General features: G+C 62.0%; 12 protein-coding genes. 3 read left to right on the top strand and 9 right to left on the bottom strand.

Annotated features, from left to right (window positions below; genetic code table 11):
• The first annotated feature begins 61 nt into the window (after positions 1–61).
• Positions 62–1,894, top strand: coding sequence for an ABC transporter ATP-binding protein (locus tag ACZYR5_RS18230; protein ID WP_489090892.1), 1,833 nt, complete (start codon positions 62–64; stop codon positions 1,892–1,894).
• A gap of 174 nt (positions 1,895–2,068) precedes the next feature.
• Positions 2,069–2,767 carry an aquaporin Z gene (gene aqpZ / locus ACZYR5_RS18225; protein WP_489090891.1) on the top strand — a complete coding sequence of 233 codons (699 nt, stop codon included), beginning with the start codon at positions 2,069–2,071 and terminating at the stop codon, positions 2,765–2,767.
• Between the two features lie 15 nt (positions 2,768–2,782).
• Here the strand turns inward: aqpZ and ACZYR5_RS18220 are convergent, their stop codons facing one another.
• The 5 genes from ACZYR5_RS18220 to aceK form a co-directional block, all read right to left on the bottom strand.
• Positions 2,783–3,907 carry a GNAT family N-acetyltransferase gene (locus ACZYR5_RS18220; protein WP_489090890.1) on the bottom strand — a complete coding sequence of 375 codons (1,125 nt, stop codon included), beginning with the start codon at positions 3,905–3,907 and terminating at the stop codon, positions 2,783–2,785.
• Positions 3,908–4,054: 147 nt separating this feature from the next.
• Complete coding sequence (locus ACZYR5_RS18215) at positions 4,055–5,398, bottom strand: OprO/OprP family phosphate-selective porin (protein WP_489090889.1); 1,344 nt, start codon at positions 5,396–5,398, stop codon at positions 4,055–4,057.
• A 352-nt stretch (positions 5,399–5,750) separates the two neighbouring features.
• Positions 5,751–6,872 (bottom strand): beta-ketoacyl-ACP synthase III, encoded by a 1,122-nt coding sequence (locus tag ACZYR5_RS18210; protein ID WP_489090888.1) that lies wholly within the window; start codon positions 6,870–6,872, stop codon positions 5,751–5,753.
• Positions 6,873–7,203: 331 nt separating this feature from the next.
• Positions 7,204–11,115 (bottom strand): ATP-dependent RNA helicase HrpA, encoded by a 3,912-nt coding sequence (gene hrpA, locus ACZYR5_RS18205; RefSeq protein WP_489090887.1) that lies wholly within the window; start codon positions 11,113–11,115, stop codon positions 7,204–7,206.
• Positions 11,116–11,289: 174 nt separating this feature from the next.
• On the bottom strand, positions 11,290–13,008 hold the full coding sequence (aceK, locus tag ACZYR5_RS18200; RefSeq protein WP_489090886.1) for a bifunctional isocitrate dehydrogenase kinase/phosphatase: 1,719 nt from the start codon (positions 13,006–13,008) through the stop codon (positions 11,290–11,292).
• A 130-nt stretch (positions 13,009–13,138) separates the two neighbouring features.
• On the opposite strand from aceK, the gene ACZYR5_RS18195 reads away from it, so the two are divergent.
• Positions 13,139–14,035 carry a DMT family transporter gene (locus ACZYR5_RS18195; protein WP_489090885.1) on the top strand — a complete coding sequence of 299 codons (897 nt, stop codon included), beginning with the start codon at positions 13,139–13,141 and terminating at the stop codon, positions 14,033–14,035.
• Between the two features lie 24 nt (positions 14,036–14,059).
• Here the strand turns inward: ACZYR5_RS18195 and ACZYR5_RS18190 are convergent, their stop codons facing one another.
• The 4 genes from ACZYR5_RS18190 to cysK form a co-directional block, all read right to left on the bottom strand.
• Positions 14,060–14,923, bottom strand: coding sequence for a DMT family transporter (locus ACZYR5_RS18190; RefSeq protein ID WP_489090884.1), 864 nt, complete (start codon positions 14,921–14,923; stop codon positions 14,060–14,062).
• A 97-nt stretch (positions 14,924–15,020) separates the two neighbouring features.
• Complete coding sequence (locus ACZYR5_RS18185) at positions 15,021–15,185, bottom strand: hypothetical protein (RefSeq protein WP_489090883.1); 165 nt, start codon at positions 15,183–15,185, stop codon at positions 15,021–15,023.
• A gap of 219 nt (positions 15,186–15,404) precedes the next feature.
• A complete protein-coding gene (locus ACZYR5_RS18180; RefSeq protein ID WP_489090882.1) occupies positions 15,405–16,343 on the bottom strand; it encodes an aspartyl/asparaginyl beta-hydroxylase domain-containing protein in 939 nt (312 codons plus the stop codon).
• 308 nt (positions 16,344–16,651) lie between these two features.
• Positions 16,652–17,626 (bottom strand): cysteine synthase A, encoded by a 975-nt coding sequence (cysK, locus tag ACZYR5_RS18175; protein ID WP_489090881.1) that lies wholly within the window; start codon positions 17,624–17,626, stop codon positions 16,652–16,654.
• Positions 17,627–17,714: the final 88 nt, after the last annotated feature.

The raw sequence follows: 17,714 nt of genomic DNA, 5'->3' as shown, positions 1-17,714 counted from the left end.
ACCGGTTGATCGCGCCGCTCGCATCAACGACAAGGAGAGCCCGCCCGCGGGCGTTTGACTGATGCTTTATCGCCGCTTCGAACGACTCATCGATATTTTTCGTGAAGCCCCGACGGCGGCCCCGCCGGATGGGGTCCTGCCTTTCTATATCTATTACCTGCGCCAGGTCTGGCCGAGTTTCGTCGCGCTGCTGCTGGTCGGGCTGTTTGCCGCGCTGGTCGAAGTGGCGCTGTTCAGTTACCTGAGCCGGATCATCGACCTTGCCCAGGGTGCACCGAACCCCGACTTCTTCGCGCAGCATGGCTGGGAACTGGCGTGGATGGCGGTGGTGGCGCTGATTCTGCGCCCGGTATTTGTCGGCCTGCACGACCTGCTGGTGCACCAGACCCTGAGCCCGGGCATGACCAGCCTGATCCGCTGGCAGAACCACAGCTACGTGCTCAAGCAGAGCCTGAATTTCTTCCAGAACGATTTCGCCGGACGCATCGCCCAACGCATCATGCAGACCGGCAACTCCCTGCGCGACTCCGCCGTGCAGGCGGTAGACGCGCTGTGGCACGTGCTGATCTACGCGATCAGCTCGCTGGTGCTGTTCGCCGAGGCCGACTGGCGCCTGATGATCCCGCTGCTGAGCTGGATCGCCGCCTACATCGCCGCCCTCTGGTACTTCGTACCCCGGGTCAAGGAGCGTTCGGTGGTGTCCTCCGATGCGCGCTCGAAACTGATGGGGCGGATCGTCGACGGCTACACCAACATCACCACCCTCAAGCTGTTCGCCCACACCAACTTCGAGCAGCAGTACGCCCGCGAAGCGATTGCCGAGCAGACCGAGAAGTCGCAACTGGCCGGGCGCGTGGTGACCAGCATGGACGTGGTGATTACCAGCATGAACGGCCTGCTGATCGTCGGCACCACCGGCCTGGCGCTGTGGCTGTGGACCCAGTCGCTGATCTCGGTCGGTGCGATTGCCCTGGCCACCGGCCTGGTGATCCGCATCGTCAACATGTCGGGCTGGATCATGTGGGTGGTCAACGGCATCTTCGAAAACATCGGCATGGTCCAGGACGGCCTGCAGACCATCGCCCAGCCCATCAGCGTCACCGACCGCGAAGCGGCGCCGCGCCTGGAAGTGAGCCGTGGCGAGGTGCGTTTCGAGCACGTGGCCTTCCATTACGGCAAGCGCAGCGGGGTCATCAGCGACCTCAACCTGACCATCAAGCCCGGCGAGAAGATCGGCCTGATCGGGCCATCCGGCGCCGGCAAATCGACTCTGGTCAACCTGCTGCTGCGCCTGTACGACGTGCAGGACGGGCAGATCCTGATCGACGGCCAGAACATTGCCCACGTCGCCCAGGAAAGCCTGCGCGAGCGCATCGGCATGATCACCCAGGACACTTCGCTGCTGCACCGCTCGATCCGCGACAACCTGCTGTACGGCAAACCCGACGCCAGTGACGCCGAACTCTGGGAAGCGGTGCACAAGGCTCGCGCCGACGAGTTCATCCCGCTGCTGTCTGACGCCGAAGGCCGAACCGGTTTCGATGCCCATGTCGGCGAACGCGGGGTGAAACTCTCCGGCGGCCAGCGCCAACGCATCGCCATTGCCCGGGTGCTGCTCAAGGACGCGCCGATCCTGATCATGGACGAAGCGACCTCGGCGCTGGATTCGGAAGTCGAAGCGGCGATCCAGGAAAGCCTGGAAACCCTGATGCAAGGCAAGACGGTGATCGCCATCGCCCACCGCCTGTCGACCATCGCGCGCATGGACCGGCTGGTGGTCCTGGAACACGGGCGCATCGCCGAAAGCGGCACCCACGCCGAACTGCTGGCCCACGGCGGTTTGTATGCACGGCTGTGGCAGCACCAGACCGGCGGGTTTGTCGGCATCGATTGATCCCCGAAAGCGCTCCCCCTCAAGCGCCAGAGCCCCAGTACAGGGCCTCTGGCGTTTTTCTGTGCGGCTGGAATTTCGCAAAAAGCCTGCTGTACTCAGCACAGGTTCTGGAGATGGTTCTGTAGTCCATCTGCGGGGGCACACGGCAGCGTTAACTCGAAAGGGTACTCTCAAATGTCTCTGTTAAAACGTTCGGCTACAGAGTTGGTAGGTACGTTCTGGCTGGTGTTGGGTGGTTGCGGCAGCGCGGTATTGGCGGCGGCGTTCCCTGAGGTAGGGATCGGTTTGCTGGGGGTTGCCCTGGCGTTTGGCTTGACGGTGCTGACCATGGCCTTCGCCATCGGCCACATTTCCGGTTGTCACCTCAACCCGGCGGTGTCGCTGGGGCTGGTGGTCGGCGGACGCTTTCCGGCCAGCGAACTGCCGGCCTACATCGTTGCCCAGGTGCTCGGCGGGGTGATTGCCGCAGCGCTGCTGTACTTCATCGCCAGCGGCAAGCCCGGTTTCGAATTGGCCAGCGGCCTGGCGTCCAACGGCTATGGCGACCACTCCCCCGGCGGCTACTCGATGGCCTCGGGTTTTGTCACCGAACTGGTGATGACCGCGATGTTCATCCTGATCATCCTCGGCGCCACCGACAAACGCGCCCCGGCCGGCTTCGCACCGATTGCCATTGGCCTGGGCCTGACCCTGATCCACCTGATCTCGATTCCGGTCACCAACACCTCGGTCAACCCGGCGCGCAGCACCGGGCCGGCGCTGATTGTCGGCGGCTGGGCGATCCAGCAGTTGTGGCTGTTCTGGGTCGCGCCGCTGCTTGGCGCGGTGGTCGGTGGGGTGCTGTATCGCTGGCTGGGCAAAGAGTCCGACTAGGTTGCGGTGCGAGGATCAGCCTTGCCGATAGGGCAAGGCGTTCCTCGCTTCCTGCGCATAAGCCAGCACGCCCTCGCGCTCACGCTGCAAAAAGTCGCTGACCGCCGCTTTCAGCCCGGGATGGCGCAAGTAATGCCAGGAATGAGTGATCACCGGTTCGAAACCGCGAATCAGTTTGTGCTCGCCCTGGGCGCCGGCGTCGAAACGCTGGAATCCCTGGGCGATCGCATAGTCCATGCCCTGATAAAAACAGGTCTCGAAATGCAGGCGGTCGAACTCCGCCAGGCAGCCCCAGTAACGCCCATAAAAACTGTCGCCACCCACCAGGCTGAAGGCCATGGCCACCGGTCGCGTGCCTTGGCGCGCCAACACCACGCGAATCGCCTCGGGCATGCGCTCGGCCAGCAGGCTGAAAAATTCCCGCGTCAGGTAAGGTGATTGCCGACGTACGGCATAGGTATTGGCGTAGCAGGCGTAGACGAAATCCCACTGCGCCTGGTCCAGTTGCTCACCGCGCAGCCACTCGAATTCGATGCCCTGCCCCGCCACCTGCTCGCGCTCCTTGCGCATCTGCTTGCGCTTGCGCGAACTCAGTGCGTCGAGGAAGTCCTGGAAATCCCGATAACCACGGTTCTGCCAGTGATACTGGCAGCCAATGCGTTGCAACCACCCCGCTTGCCCGGCCAGCGCGGCGTCGGTGAAGGGGTCGGTGAAGTTGATATGGGCACTGGAAAGTTCTTCGATCTCCAGGTAGCCCGGCAGGCTGTTGAGCAGTTCAAAACCGTCCCCGACACTCGCGGCCAGCAAACGCGGACCACTGACCGGGCTGAACGGTACGGCCGTGAGCAGCTTGGGGTAGTAGGCAATCCCGGCACGCTCACAGGCGTCGGCCCAGCCATGGTCGAACACGTACTCACCGTAGGAATGCCATTTGCGATAGCTGGGCAATGCCGCCAACAGGCGACCGTCTTCGATGTGCAGCAGGTGCTCCGGCTGCCAGCCGCTGTGGGCACCGAGGCTGCCACTGTCTTCCAGGGCGCTCAGAAAGGCATGACGCAGGAACGGTTGCGAGTCGGGCACCAGGGCATCCCACTCGTGCGCGGCAATGGCGGACAGACTGTCCAAAACGTGTAACGGCATGCTGTTCCCCGCGGGTGCAACTTCAAGACCCGCCGAGTATCGCCCATCCCCGACGCTTGCCGAAATAAAAAAACCCCGCCGAGGCGGGGTGAAACGAAAGGAGCTTTAACGGATGAAGAAAGAGCTCTTGCTGCGATTTACTGCGTTTTAGAACACGTATTGCGCGCGAACCACGAAACCGTCGCCGCTGTCGTCGCCGGTACGCTGGGCCGGGGTGGTGCCGCTGGCAGCGGTGGCGTTGGTGACCTTTTCGGTCTTGGCGTTCAGGTAGGCAGCGGAGATTTTCACCGCTTCGTTGGCGTACCAGTTGACGCCCAGGGTGTGCACCTTGGCTTCAGCATCGCCGACGTCACGGGTCAGGGTCGGAGCGGTGATGTTGTCGTCTTCGACCGTCAGGCTGTCGTAGCGATAGAACACTTCCCACGCGCCAATCGACTTGTTCTGTGGCTTGATTGCGTCAAATTTGCCGACCTTGTAGCCGCGGGATTCGCCGGTCAGGGTGTAGGCACCTTGTACATAGAAGCCGTGACCCTTGATGTCGTCGAACGCGTTGTCGTCAGCCTTGGTCTTGCGAGTGATGTATTCACCCTGGATCGACGCCGGGCCCATGGCGAAAGCGGCTTCCAGGCCGAACGCGGTGTCGGTGTCATAGGAGCCGGCCGGCGATGCCGAGTTGCCACCCAGTACCGGACGGTTGCCGTTGCTGCCGGCATCGTTGCCGCCCAGGGTTTCCACGCCGCGCATGCCCATGCGGGTGCGATAGCGGGAGTCGAAGGTGGTGTCGGAGACGTCACGGGAAGCGACGTTCACACCGAAGTGCAGCACGTTGCCGGCTTCGTGCATCGGGGCGAAGACGAAACGACCGTTGACCTGCTTGACGCTGTTGCCGTCGGTGTCGTCGGTGTCTTTGCTGAACACGCCGGCGGAGGCGTAGAACGATTCGGCGAAGGTGCTCGAGGCTTGCAGGCCCAGGCCGTTCTGGTGGCTGTTGGCCCAGTCGATCATGTCGTAGGCCATGTTGCGCTCAGGCGCGGTGACCCACTTGGAGCTGGTGGCTTTTTCCAGGCCGAAGTCCGGGTCGAAACGGCCGACTTTGATCGAAACCGGTTTGAAACCGTTGTAGGCCAGCGACGCTTCGTCGAAGTAGCCGTTATCGGAGTCGCCGGTGTTGTGCGAGAAGTCGTAATTGATGGTGTAGGCCCAGTCGGTGTAGAGCACGCCGGACAATTCGAGGAACGCACGACGGAAGTAAGCCGCGTCCGCGGTGTCACCGTTCTTGGTGTAGATACCGTCGAACTGGCTGTAGTCAGCCTGCAGACGACCGCCCAGCTTGAAGCTGAATTCTTTATCGGTGGTTGCGACCTCAAGGCCGCCCTTGGTCTTGACTACGATATCGGCGCCATCGGATGTGACGGTGCCTGCGAAAGCCTGGGCGGTCACTGCCATGGCCAGTGCGCTGGCAGCAAAACCGGCGAAGTGCTTACGGATCATCGAAGAGTTCCCCTAATTGGTGGTCTTAAGCTGAAACACGCGGTTCAGGCCCGCTTGTGTTGGGAGGGAATCTTGGCGAGGGGGTATTGCAGGCAAGTTGCCATTAGATAAAGATTTGATGACAACGGAACTTTTTTACTTCGATTCGAAATAAATCTGCTACGCGTCGGGAGATGGGTTGGGAGAGGCGAGCTAGAGGGGTTTTAGGGGGTGTCAGGGGCACCGCGGTTCGCTGGCGAGCCAGCTCCTACACAGGATCTGTGTCGTATGGAAGATTCACGAACAACACAAAAATTGTAGGAGCTGGCTTGCCAGCGAAGAGGCCGTCAGCCTTTACAACATGACTTGCGGATCAACGCTTGCGCAGGATCACACTACCAATCGAATACCCGGCACCAAACGAGCTGAGCACCGCCAGGGAGCCGGCCGGCAGATCGTCCTGGTATTTGTGGAAGGCAATCACCGAACCGGCCGAGCTGGTGTTGGCGTAGGTGTCGAGGATCACCGGGGCTTCTTCTTCGCTGGCTTCGCGACCCAGCAGCTTCTTGACGATCAGGTGGTTCATGCTCAGGTTGGCCTGGTGCAGCCAGAAGCGTTTAACGTCGCTGACGTTCAGGCTGTTTTCTTCCAGGTGGGCGCCGACCAGTTCTGCGACCATCGGGCAAACGTCGCGGAATACCTTGCGCCCTTCCTGCACGAACAGCTTGTCGCGGGCACCGATGCCCTCTTCCGCCGCGCGGTTGAGGAAGCCGAAGTTGTTGCGGATGTTGTTGGAGAACTTGGTCAGCAGCTTGGTGCTGACCACGTCGAACTGGTACGCGGACGTTGCCAGGTCGGCGCGCTCGATGATCACCGCGGTGGCGGCGTCGCCGAAGATGAAATGGCTGTCGCGGTCACGGAAGTTCAGGTGACCGGTGCAGACTTCCGGGTTGACCATCAGGATCGCCCGGGCCTGGCCCAGTTGCACGCTGTTGGCGGCGGCCTGGATGCCGAAGGTCGCCGACGAACAGGCAACGTTCATGTCGAAACCGAAACCCTGGATGCCCAGCGCTTCCTGGACTTCGATAGCGATGGCCGGGTAGGCGCGCTGCAGATTGGAGCAGGCAACGATCACCCCGTCGATGTCCGCGGCGGTCTTGCCGGCGCGTTGCAGGGCCTGTTCGGCAGCGCCGACGGCCATCTGGCAGAGCACCGACCATTCGTCGTTGGAGCGTTCCGGCAGGCGCGGCGCCATGCGCGTTGGATCGAGGATGCCTTCCTTGTCCATGACAAAGCGGCTTTTGATTCCGGAGGCTTTTTCGATGAAGGCTGCACTGGATTCGGTCAGCGCCTCGACTTCACCCCGGGCGATGGCCTCGGCATTGTCGGCATTGAACTGCGCGACGTAGGTATTGAAAGACTGCACCAGCTCTTCGTTGGAGATGCTGTTGGCCGGGGTGTACAGGCCGGTGCCGCTGATGACGACGTTATGCATGGTCGCTTCTCTAATCTGTTCAGGCAGAAAGTATTGGCACCGACGTACCAACACGTAAAGGGTCCAAGCCCATCCTGGGACGCAGACCGGGGCGTCGCTTTATTCCGCGTTACGACCCGAGCCCAGGCTCTGGGTCGCGAAAACGGCGTTTATGGTGGCGAAGTTTGCCATAAAGCGTGGGAGTTGGCGTGGTTTGCTGGATAACGCCGGTTTGAAGCCATACCCCCTGTAGGAGCGAGCCTGCTCGCGATAGCGGTCTATCAATCAACATCAATGCTGAATCAAATGGCCCCATCGCGAGCAGGCTCGCTCCTACAGGGGGCGGCGGCGGTTACGGCTCTACCTGCGCCCACTGCTTGCTCAGGCGCTTGTCCGAGATCGGCACCTTGGTTCCCAACTGCTGGGCAAACAGCGACACCCGGTACTCCTCCAGCCACCAGCGGTACAACTCCAGCTGCGGATCGCGCTTGCCTTCCTGGGCGTGTTTGTTGGCGCGGGTCTGGTATTGCGTCCACAGGCCGGACAATTCGCCGCTCCACACCCTGTCACGCTGGACCTGGGCGCCGATTTTCTCGAAGCGTTGCTCGACCGCCTTCAGATAACGCGGCAACTCCTTGAGCCACTGCATCGGCGTCTCGCGGACGAAGCCCGGGTACACCAGATGGCTGAGTTGCTGCTTGATGTCGTTGAGGGCCACGGCTTGCGCCAGGTCGATCTTGCCCTTGAAGCGTTTTTGCAGGCCATGCCAGAGCTTGAGGATTTCCAGGGTCAGCTTCGCCACCCGCTCGGCGTGCTCGGTCCAGGCACCCCGCTTGCGCTCGGCCAACGAGGCCAATCCGGCGCCGTCGCGGGGCAAAGGGTCTTCGCCCTCGAGAATGCAGCTGTCGAGGCTGGCCAGCAGGATGTCCTCGACCAGCGCATCGACTCGGCCCAGATCGCGGTACAACAAACCGAGCTCGGTCAGGCCCGGCAACTTGCCCCGGAGAAACTTCGCCGGCTCCGCCAGCTGTTGCAGCAACAAGCGCTGCAAGGCCCAACGATGCTGGAACTCGGCTTCGGCCGGGGTCGAGAAGCGCCCCTCCTTGACCGTCCCCGCCTCTTCCACCAATGCCGGATAGACCGTCATCGACAGCCCGGCGATCTTCTGCTGGGTTTTTTCGGCGACCGCGGCAAAGGCTTTCGGCTGCACCGGCTCCTGGCTTTTCGCGGTTTGCGGCACCGCCAACGCGGCCTGGCTGGCTTCGGCGAAACGCGCGGTGAGCTCGGCCAGGTCGCGACCTTCACCGAGGAACTTGCCCTGGGCGTCGACGATTTCCAGGTTCATCCGCAGGTGACTTTCAACCTGCTGGGCGGCCTCGGCCCAGGCTTCATCGCTGACCCGCGCACCGGTCATGCGCAACAACTCACGCCCCAGCGCCTGGGGCAGCGAGCCCTCGGCGAAGGTCATGCGCTGCAAGGCAGCCTTGACGAAGTCCGGCACCGGCACGAAATTCTTGCGCAGGGCCTTGGGCAGGTTGCGCACCAGGGCAATGCACTTGGCCTCGATCATCCCCGGCACCAGCCATTCCAGGCGCTCCGGCGGCAACATTGGCAACAGCGGCGCCGGCACCCGGAGCGTCACGCCGTCACGCGGGTGATTGGGTTCGAAGTGATAACTCAGGGCCAATTCCAGATCACCGATGTGCAGAGTGTCCGGGTAATGCTGCGCGGTGATTTCGCTGGCTTCACGGGCCAGCACGTCTTCTTCGCGCATGATCAGCAACTGCGGATTCTTCTGGCTGTTGACCTTGTACCAACTGTCGAAGGTCGCGGTCTGGTGAATCTCCGCCGGCAGCCGCGCGTCGTAGAAGGCGAACAGGGTTTCCTCGTCGGCGAGGATGTCGCGACGGCGGGCCTTGGCCTCCAGTTCATCGAGCTGCTCAAGCAAGTGTGCGTTGGCAGTCAGGCACTTGGCCCTGGACTGGATTTCGCCGCGCACCAGCGCTTCGCGGATAAACAGCTCACGGGACACCACTGGGTCGACCGGACCGTAATGCACTGGCCGGCGCCCGACCACAATCAGCCCGAACAGGGTGATCTGCTCGTAAGCCACCACCTGCCCGCGCTTCTTCTCCCAATGCGGTTCGAAGTGGTTTTTCTTGATCAGGTGCCCGGCCAGCGGCTCGATCCAGTCGGCGTCGATCTTCGCCACCATGCGCGCGTAGAGCTTGGTGGTTTCCACCAGTTCGGCGGTCATCAGCCACTGCGGGCGCTTCTTGCCCAGACCCGAGGACGGGTGAATCCAGAAGCGCCGCTGACGCGCACCGAGGTAGTCGCCGTCCTCGGTTTTCTGGCCGATCTGGCTGAGCAGCCCCACCAACACCGCCTTGTGCAGTTTCGGGTAGTCCGCCGGTTCTTTATTCAGGCTCAACTGCATGTCGCGGCAGATCAGGCTCAACTGGCGATGGGAATCACGCCACTCGCGCAGGCGCAGGTAATTGAGGAAATTCTTCCGGCACCAGTTGCGCAGCGGGCTGGCGGTCAGGGCCTGGCGCTGCTCTTCGAAACCCCGCCACAGATTGACCAGCGCGGCGAAATCCGAGTCGGGATCTTTCCATTGCGCGTGGGCCTGGTCCGCTGCTTGCTGGCGTTCCGGTGGACGTTCGCGCGGGTCCTGGATCGACATCGCGCTGGCGACGATCAGCACTTCCTGCAAGCTGCCGAGCTTGGCCGCTTCGAGGAGCATGCGACCCATGCGCGGATCAACCGGCAAGCGCGCCAACTGCCGACCGAGCGGCGTCAGCTGGCTGTTGCGGTCCACCGCCGACAGCTCTTGCAGCAGGTTGAAGCCGTCGCTGATGGCCTTGCCGTCCGGCGGCTCGATAAACGGGAAGTCGGTAATCTCGCCAAGACGCAGATGGAGCATCTGCAGGATCACCGCCGCCAGGTTGGTCCGCAGGATCTCTGGATCGGTAAATTCCGGGCGGCCGATGAAGTCTTCTTCGCTGTACAAGCGAATGCAGATCCCCGGCTCGACCCGTCCGCATCGGCCCTTGCGCTGGTTGGCGCTGGCCTGGGAAATGGCTTCGATCGGCAGGCGCTGGACCTTGGCCCGGTAGCTGTAGCGGCTGATGCGCGCGGTACCGCTGTCGATCACGTAACGGATGCCCGGCACGGTCAACGAGGTTTCGGCGACGTTGGTCGCCAGCACCACGCGCCGCCCCGGGTGCGACTGGAAAATCCGCTGCTGTTCGGCCGGCGACAGGCGCGCGTACAACGGCAGGATCTCGGTGTGTTTGAGCTGGGCCTTGCGCAGCATGTCGGCGGCGTCGCGAATCTCGCGCTCGCCGGGCAGGAACACCAGCACGTCGCCGGGACTGCGGCGCTCGCTGCGTTCATGGGCGGCGATTTCGTCGAGGGCAGCGAGAATCGCCTGATCCACCGTCAGGTCGTCCTCGACGCGGTTGCCCTCCTCGTCCTGCTCCAGGGTCAGCGGGCGATACCAGGTGTCCACCGGGAAGGTCCGGCCGGAGACCTCGACAATCGGCGCGTCGTCGAAGTGTTTGGAGAAACGCTCCAGATCGATGGTCGCCGAGGTGATGATCACCTTCAGGTCGGGGCGCCGTGGCAGCAGGGTTTTCAGGTAGCCCAGCAGGAAGTCGATGTTGAGGCTGCGCTCGTGGGCTTCGTCGACGATGATCGTGTCGTAGCGCTCGAGGTAGCGGTCGTTCTGGGTTTCCGCCAGCAGGATACCGTCGGTCATCAGCTTGATCAGGGTGTTGGCGTCGCTCTGGTCCTCGAACCGCACCTGATAGCCGACCAATGCGCCCAGCGGCGTGGCCAACTCTTCGGCAACCCGGCTGGCAACACTGCGCGCCGCAATCCGCCGTGGCTGGGTGTGGCCGATCAAACCGTGCTGGCCGCGGCCAATTTCCAGGCAGATTTTCGGCAACTGGGTGGTTTTACCCGATCCGGTCTCGCCGGCGATGATCAGCACCTGATGCTGTTCCAGCGCCTTTTTGATTTCGTCACGCTTGGCCGCAATCGGCAGGCTGTCGTCGTAACGGATCTGCGGCAGGCTGGCCTTGCGCGCCAGCACCTGATCACAGGACGCCTGCATCCGCGCCACCCACTGGGCCAGCTTGGCCTCATCGGGTTTCTTGCGCAGCTCAAGCAACTGCCGCCGCAGCCGGTGGCGGTCGGCGAGCATGGCGTGATCAAGGTTTTTCAGCAGTTTGTCGATGGAGGGCGATTCGTCGGTCATCGGGTACGCAATTCAGTCGTCTAGTGGCGCAGGTCGGCGATTGTCGCAGATTTACAGGGTGAACGAGATCCCTTGTAGGAGCCGGCTTGCCGGCGAAGGCGCCCGCACTGGCGATGCAAGGCTCAGGATGGCCTTCGCCGGCAAGCCGGCTCCTACAGAGGGTCGAATGCAGGACTACTCGTTATCCAGCCCCTTGCGCCGATATGGAAACACATCAATTACCTTCCCCGCCCGAATCGCCTCCTGCAGGCTTTTCCAGTAATCGGCGTTGTACAACTCGCCATGCAGTTGATCGAACAACTTGCGCTGCCCGGCATCGGCGAACAGAAACGGCGGGAATTCTTCGGGAAACACATCCAGCGGACCGATCGAATACCAGGGCTCGGAGGCCATTTCGTCCTCCGGGGTACGCGGCTCGGGGATGTGGCGGAAGTTGGCTTCGGTGAGGAAGCAGATCTCGTCGTAGTCGTAGAACACCACCCGACCATGGCGGGTGACGCCGAAGTTTTTCAGCAGCATGTCGCCGGGGAAAATATTCGCCGCCGCCAGCTGCTTGATCGCCAGCCCGTAGTCTTCCAGCGCCTCATGCACCTGGGCGTCGTTGGCGTTTTCCAGGTACAGGTTCAGCGGCGTCATCCGCCGCTCGGTCCAGCAGTGGCGGATCAACACCGTATCGCCTTCGACGGCCACGGTCGAGGGTGCCACTTCCAGCAGTTCGGCGAGGCACGCCGGGTCGAACTTGCTCAGTGGAAAACGGAAGTCGGCGAACTCCTGGGTGTCGGCCATGCGCCCGACCCGGTCGACACTTTTTACCAGCCGGTACTTTTCGATCACCGTGGCGCGGTCGACGTTTTTCGACGGCGAGAAGCGGTCCTTGATGATCTTGAACACAGTGTTGAAGCCCGGCAGGGTAAACACGCTCATGACCATGCCGCGCACGCCGGGGGCCATGATGAACTGGTCGTCGGTGTTGGCCAGGTGGTTGATCAGCGCCCGGTAGAACTCCGACTTGCCGTGTTTGTAGAAGCCGATCGAGGTGTACAACTCGGCGATGTGCTTGCCCGGCAGGATCCGCCGCAAAAAGCCGATGAACTCGGCGGGCACCGGCACATCCACCATGAAGTAGGAGCGGGTGAAGGAGAAGATGATCGACACTTCGGCTTCGTCGGTGATCAACGCATCGATCTGAATGCCCCGGCCCTCGCGGTGCAGCAGCGGGATCACCAGCGGCCATTGCTCATCGGCGGTGTAGATGCGCCCCACCAGGTAGGCGCCCTTGTTGCGGTACAGCACCGAGGAAAACAGCTCGACCGCCAGGTTCGGGTCCTTGCACACCCAGTCGGGCAGGTTCTCGCGCAATTGCGCTTCCAACCGACGCAGGTCACCGGCCAGGTCGGCATAGTCTTCGCTGAATCTGAAGTCGGCAAAAATGCTCGCGAGCATCCCCGATAACTGGCCTTGCGGCTTGTAGGTGCGGGTCTGCGCCGCCCGCGCCCGACGCAGGCTCGGGCGGGTGGTGTGGATGAACATGCAGCCGTCGCTGATCAGGTCATGGCTGAACAGGCCGCAGAAAATCGAGTTGTACCAGGTCTCGGACAGCTCATCGTCGAAGCGCAGGTCGATCAGGCTGATGTAGGCGCTTTTGACCAGCGGCCAGCAACTGACATCCAGGGTCTGCTCGTCGAAGGCGATGCGCAGCCGGCCCACGGTTTCACTGACTTTCTCTTCATAGAGGTTGATCCGCGCCGCCGAAGCCACCTGGGTTTCCTGCCACTGCGCCTGCTCGAAGCGCGCACGGGCGCCATCGGTGATCTGGCGGAAATGCTCGCGGTAGTCGTCGAAACCGTCGAGGATCATACGGGCGATGTCGGCGGCGGGCCAGGGCTGCGGCATGGGAAGACCTCTGCGGGAAGATTCTTGTCGTTGGAGGCTGAGCTTAGAGGTCAATTGTTACGCAACGCAACCATTGCCTTGGCCGGGACGGACGGCGACACTGGCGCGCTGATTAAGGAAGGAACGCGCTGTGAACCCCGTCGATATTCTGCGTTTGTTGTCGCTTGCCGCCATCTGGGGCGCGAGCTTTCTGTTCATGCGCATTGTCGCCCCGGAGATCGGCACTGTTCCCACGGCGTTTTTCCGGGTGTCGATTGCCGCCGCCGGCCTGCTGGTGATCCTGGTGCTGATGCGCACCTCGTGGGATTTTCGCGGCAAGTTCAAGACCGTGCTGTTGCTCGGGGTGATCAACTCGGGGATCCCCGCGACCATGTATTCGGTGGCGGCGCAGGTGCTGCCCGCTGGTTACTCGGCGATTTTCAACGCGACCACCCCGCTGATGGGGGTGCTGATCGGCGGTCTGTTTTTCCATGAGCGGCTGAGCCTGTCGAAACTCGCCGGGGTTGCCCTCGGCCTGTTTGGCGTGGCGATCCTGACCCGCGCCGGGCCGGTGGCCTTCGATGCAGAACTGTTGATGGGCGCCCTCGCCTGCCTGCTGGCGACCACCTGCTATGGCTTTGCCGGCTTCCTCGCACGGCGCTGGCTCGACCAGCAAGGCGGCCTCGACAGCCGCCTTTCGGCCCTGGGCAGCATGCTCGGCGCCACCCTGTTGCTGCTACCGTTGTTCGCCTACAGCGCGATCAGTCAGCCGCCCGCCAGTTGGGGCGGCTGGAACGTCTGGTTGTCGCTGCTGGGCCTGGGACTGGGCTGCACGGCGTTTGCCTACATCCTCTACTTCCGCCTGCTGAGCGCCATCGGCCCGGTCAAGTCGATGACCGTGACCTTCATGATCCCGCCATTCGGCGTGCTATGGGGCGCGTTGTTTCTCGGCGAGCCACTGTCGCTGCCGCACCTGTATGGCGGAGTGTTGATCGGCGCAGCGTTGTGGCTGGTGTTGCGTCCGGCGCGGGGGGCGATTCGTCCTTGAATCGCCCACGCGCCTGGCCTCGACTCAGCTCGGTTTACGGAACACAAACACCAGGCCGACGATGATCAGCGCCATGCCCAGCAGGCTCAACAACGCCAGGCGATTGCCGAAGATCAGGTAGTCCATCACCGCCGTCACCGCTGGCACCAGGTAGAACAGGCTGGTGACATTGACCAGGTTGCCGCGAGCGATCAGCCGATACAGCAGCAGGGTTGCCAGCAACGACACCACCAGGCCCATCCACAACACCGGCAGGAAAAACCCGGCGCTGTGTTCGAAGTGGAACGGCTGGAACGGCACGAAAATCCCGCACAGCAACAGCCCGGCGAGGTACTGCACCGGCAGGGTGCCGAGGGGATCGCGAGTGATGTTTTTCTGCATGATGGAACCTGCGGTCATGCTCAGCAGCGCCAGCAGCCCGAACAACATCCCGGCCAGGGACGTCCCGGCCAGACCGATGCTCTGGTACACCACCATGATCAACCCGGCCAGCCCCAGCGCCAGACCGAACATCCGGCTCCAGGAACGCTGGCGCTCCATCAGCACCACGGTGAGGATCGGTTGCACCCCCATGATCGTCGCCATGACCCCGGGCGTGACCTTGAGGTCCAGCGCCAGCAGATAAAAGATCTGATAAGCGCCCAGCAGCACCAGGCCGGTCGCCGCCGCGTAGAGCATTGGCTGGCGCCCTTGGGGCAACCGCAGCTTGAGCAACGGCACCAATAGCACCAGGCCGCCCAGGGCAATGGCAAAGCGAATCAACAAAAAGGCAAAGGGTGAAGCGTGGGCCAGACCCCACTTGGAGAAGATCGCCCCACTGCTCCAGAGCAAAACAAACAGGCTCGTGGAGGCCGCCGCAAGCGCGGATTTTTTCGAAATGTGCAACATGAAAACCACCTGTCATCAGGCAATAAGCCAACTCAGCCGCAGCTGAAATTCAGTTTTTCTGGTTCAGGCAGGCACAGGAATCAGCAAGGAGCGCTGATCAGCCCGAGACGCCAACACCCGGTGGGGACACCACCGCGCACACTGGGGTGCGACTGACAGGAGGGGGGTAGTGACTGATCTGCGCAGGCTGCTGATTCCCGCACGGCACGACGCCAGCGTTGACCGCTGAATCGACTACCGCGTTGATAAGGGATGCAGGCATGGGCTGATCTTTTTGATGGGGGTGGACACAAGAGCGCTGACTATAACCAGCGCTGGATAGATTTTGCAATGATTGGGATGGGTGCTCACCACCGTACCTGTAGGAGCTGGCTAGCCAGCGAAAAACCAGAGGCCGCCGCGATTCAACAGGATGGGCGCGTTATCGTTAACGAAAAATTCGCTGGCAAGCCAGCTCCTACAACGGGGGTGTACCGGGCTTTTAGCCGAACAACCAATACCCCAACGCCGTCAGCACCACCACCGCCAACACCGGGCGCAGGATGCGGTAGAGCTTGGGATTGCGGCGTTTCCATTGCTTGAACACGGCGCTGAATTTGTCGCTGGAATTCTTGCTCCAGGCATAGGCCCGGTTGATTCCGCCCACACGCTCGTCGTCCAGATTCTGAGGGGCGGTGGCGCGACCCAGCCAAGCGCTGATACTGCGATTGATGCGGGTCATGAAGCGATTGCTCAGGGGGCGCTCGATGTCGCAGAACAGAATCACCCGGGTCTGCTCGGTTTCGTTCTTGACCCAGTGCACATAGGTTTCATCGAACATCACATCTTCGCCATCGCGCCAGGCGTATTCCTGACCGTCGACAAAGATCCGGCAGTCATCCGAGTTCGGCGTCGACAACCCCAGGTGATAACGCAGGGAGCCGGCGAAGGGGTCGCGGTGCGGGTTGAGATGGCTGCCGCCGGGCAACAAGGCGAACATTGCGCCTTTGACATTGGGAATGCTGTTGACCAGTTCGACCGTGCGCGGGCACAGGGTTTCGGCCGATGGCAGGGCTTTGTCGTACCACTTGAGGTAGAAACGCTTCCAGCCTTTCTTGAAGAACGAACCGAAGCCGGCGTCGTTATTCTTTTCGGCGGCGCGAATATAGCCCTCGTCGAACAGGTGCATGGCCTCTTCACGAATGACCTGCCAGTTGTCCTTGAGGACGTCCAGTTCGGGGAACTTGCTGCGGTCCAGGTACGGCTTGGACGGCACCGCGGAAAACAGGTACATCAGCGCGTTATAGGGGGCGAACAACGCCGAGTGGTTGACGAATTGCCGAAGCACCGGCAACCGCGCCTTGCCACGCAAGTGCACATAAAGCGTGCTGCCGATAAACAGCAGCAACAGTGAGGCCTTGGCGGCAAAAGAAAAGCTCATGCAACACTCCTTGAGAAAATACTTCACTGCGCATCGCCATTTACCCGACGTGGCAGGCGGCCATAATCCACATTAGTAGCCAAAAGATAAACCGCACATCTGTACATTCAGTATTGAGGGCTGCGCAACAAAGAGCTTGTTAACACAGGCGTGCTGAACACCTGCTGACACCGCCCCCTGTAGGAGCGAGCCTGCTCGCGATAATCGTCAACGATGACGCGATCATTCTGAATAAGCGCGGCGTCCTTGAGTTTTTCGCGAGCGGGCTCGCACCTACAGTTAAAAAGCCCACAGCCCACAGCACTCGATTACTGCTGATTTTCCTGATCGGTGAACAGGTCACTGAACAACATGCTCGACAGGTAGCGTTCACCGGAGTCCGGCAGGATCACCACGATGGTCTTGCCCTGCATTTCCGGGGTCTCGGCCAGGCGCGCCGCCACGGCCATCGCCGCGCCGGAAGAAATCCCGCAGAGAATGCCTTCTTCCTGCATCAGGCGCAGGGCCATGGCCTTGGACTCGTCGTCGCTCACCAACTCCACCCGATCGACCATCGCCACATCGAGGTTCTTCGGCACAAACCCGGCACCGATGCCCTGGATCTTGTGCGGGCTCGGCTTGATTTCCTCGCCGGCCATAAATTGACTGATCACGGGCGAAGCCACAGGTTCCACTGCAACCGACAGGATCGGCTTGCCCTGGGTCAACTTGATGTAGCGCGACACACCGGAGAGGGTGCCGCCGGTGCCGACGCCGGCTACCAGCACATCCACTGCGCCGTCGGTATCGTTCCAGATTTCCGGACCGGTGGTTTTCTCGTGAATGGCCGGGTTGGCCGGGTTCTCGAACTGCTGTGGCATGAAGTAGCGCGACGGATCGCTGGCGAGGATTTCCGCCGCCTTGTCGATCGCGCCCTTCATGCCCTTGGCCGGCTCGGTCAGGACCAGCTCGGCGCCCAGTGCCTTGAGGACCTTGCGCCGCTCGATGCTCATCGAGGCCGGCATGGTCAGCATCAGCTTGTAGCCGCGTGCCGCTGCGACGAAGGCCAGGCCGATGCCGGTGTTGCCCGAAGTCGGTTCGACGATGGTCATGCCCGGCTTGAGTTTGCCGCTGCTTTCAGCGTCCCAGATCATGTTCGCGCCAATCCGGCACTTCACCGAGTAACCCGGGTTGCGCCCCTCGGTCTTGGCCAGGATGGTCACGCCGCGCGGCGCGATGCGGTTGATCTGCACCAGCGGCGTATTGCCGATGGAGTGGGCGTTGTCAGCAAAAATACGGCTCATGGCTGGGTCCTTGTACAGCGTTGAAGAAGCGTCCAAGGGTATGCCTCGCACTCCTGTGCGTCCAGTCGGGACGAACGTCTGCGCCTGC

Source organism: Pseudomonas sp. F007, from assembly GCF_057814275.1.
The sequence above is the reverse complement of the archived record's forward strand: the minus strand, read 5'-3'. Positions and strand labels throughout refer to the sequence as shown.

Excerpts from the sequence above, each read along its gene's own strand:
- ACZYR5_RS18230 (WP_489090892.1), top strand. The coding sequence starts at position 62 with ATGCTTTATCGCCGCTTCGAACGACTCATCGATATTTTTCGTGAAGCC.
- aqpZ (WP_489090891.1), top strand. The coding sequence starts at position 2,069 with ATGTCTCTGTTAAAACGTTCGGCTACAGAGTTGGTAGGTACGTTCTGG.
- ACZYR5_RS18220 (WP_489090890.1), bottom strand. The coding sequence starts at position 3,907 with ATGCCGTTACACGTTTTGGACAGTCTGTCCGCCATTGCCGCGCACGAG.
- ACZYR5_RS18215 (WP_489090889.1), bottom strand. The coding sequence starts at position 5,398 with ATGATCCGTAAGCACTTCGCCGGTTTTGCTGCCAGCGCACTGGCCATG.
- ACZYR5_RS18210 (WP_489090888.1), bottom strand. The coding sequence starts at position 6,872 with ATGCATAACGTCGTCATCAGCGGCACCGGCCTGTACACCCCGGCCAAC.
- hrpA (WP_489090887.1), bottom strand. The coding sequence starts at position 11,115 with ATGACCGACGAATCGCCCTCCATCGACAAACTGCTGAAAAACCTTGAT.
- aceK (WP_489090886.1), bottom strand. The coding sequence starts at position 13,008 with ATGCCGCAGCCCTGGCCCGCCGCCGACATCGCCCGTATGATCCTCGAC.
- ACZYR5_RS18190 (WP_489090884.1), bottom strand. The coding sequence starts at position 14,923 with ATGTTGCACATTTCGAAAAAATCCGCGCTTGCGGCGGCCTCCACGAGC.
- ACZYR5_RS18185 (WP_489090883.1), bottom strand. The coding sequence starts at position 15,185 with ATGCCTGCATCCCTTATCAACGCGGTAGTCGATTCAGCGGTCAACGCT.
- ACZYR5_RS18180 (WP_489090882.1), bottom strand. The coding sequence starts at position 16,343 with ATGAGCTTTTCTTTTGCCGCCAAGGCCTCACTGTTGCTGCTGTTTATC.
- cysK (WP_489090881.1), bottom strand. The coding sequence starts at position 17,626 with ATGAGCCGTATTTTTGCTGACAACGCCCACTCCATCGGCAATACGCCG.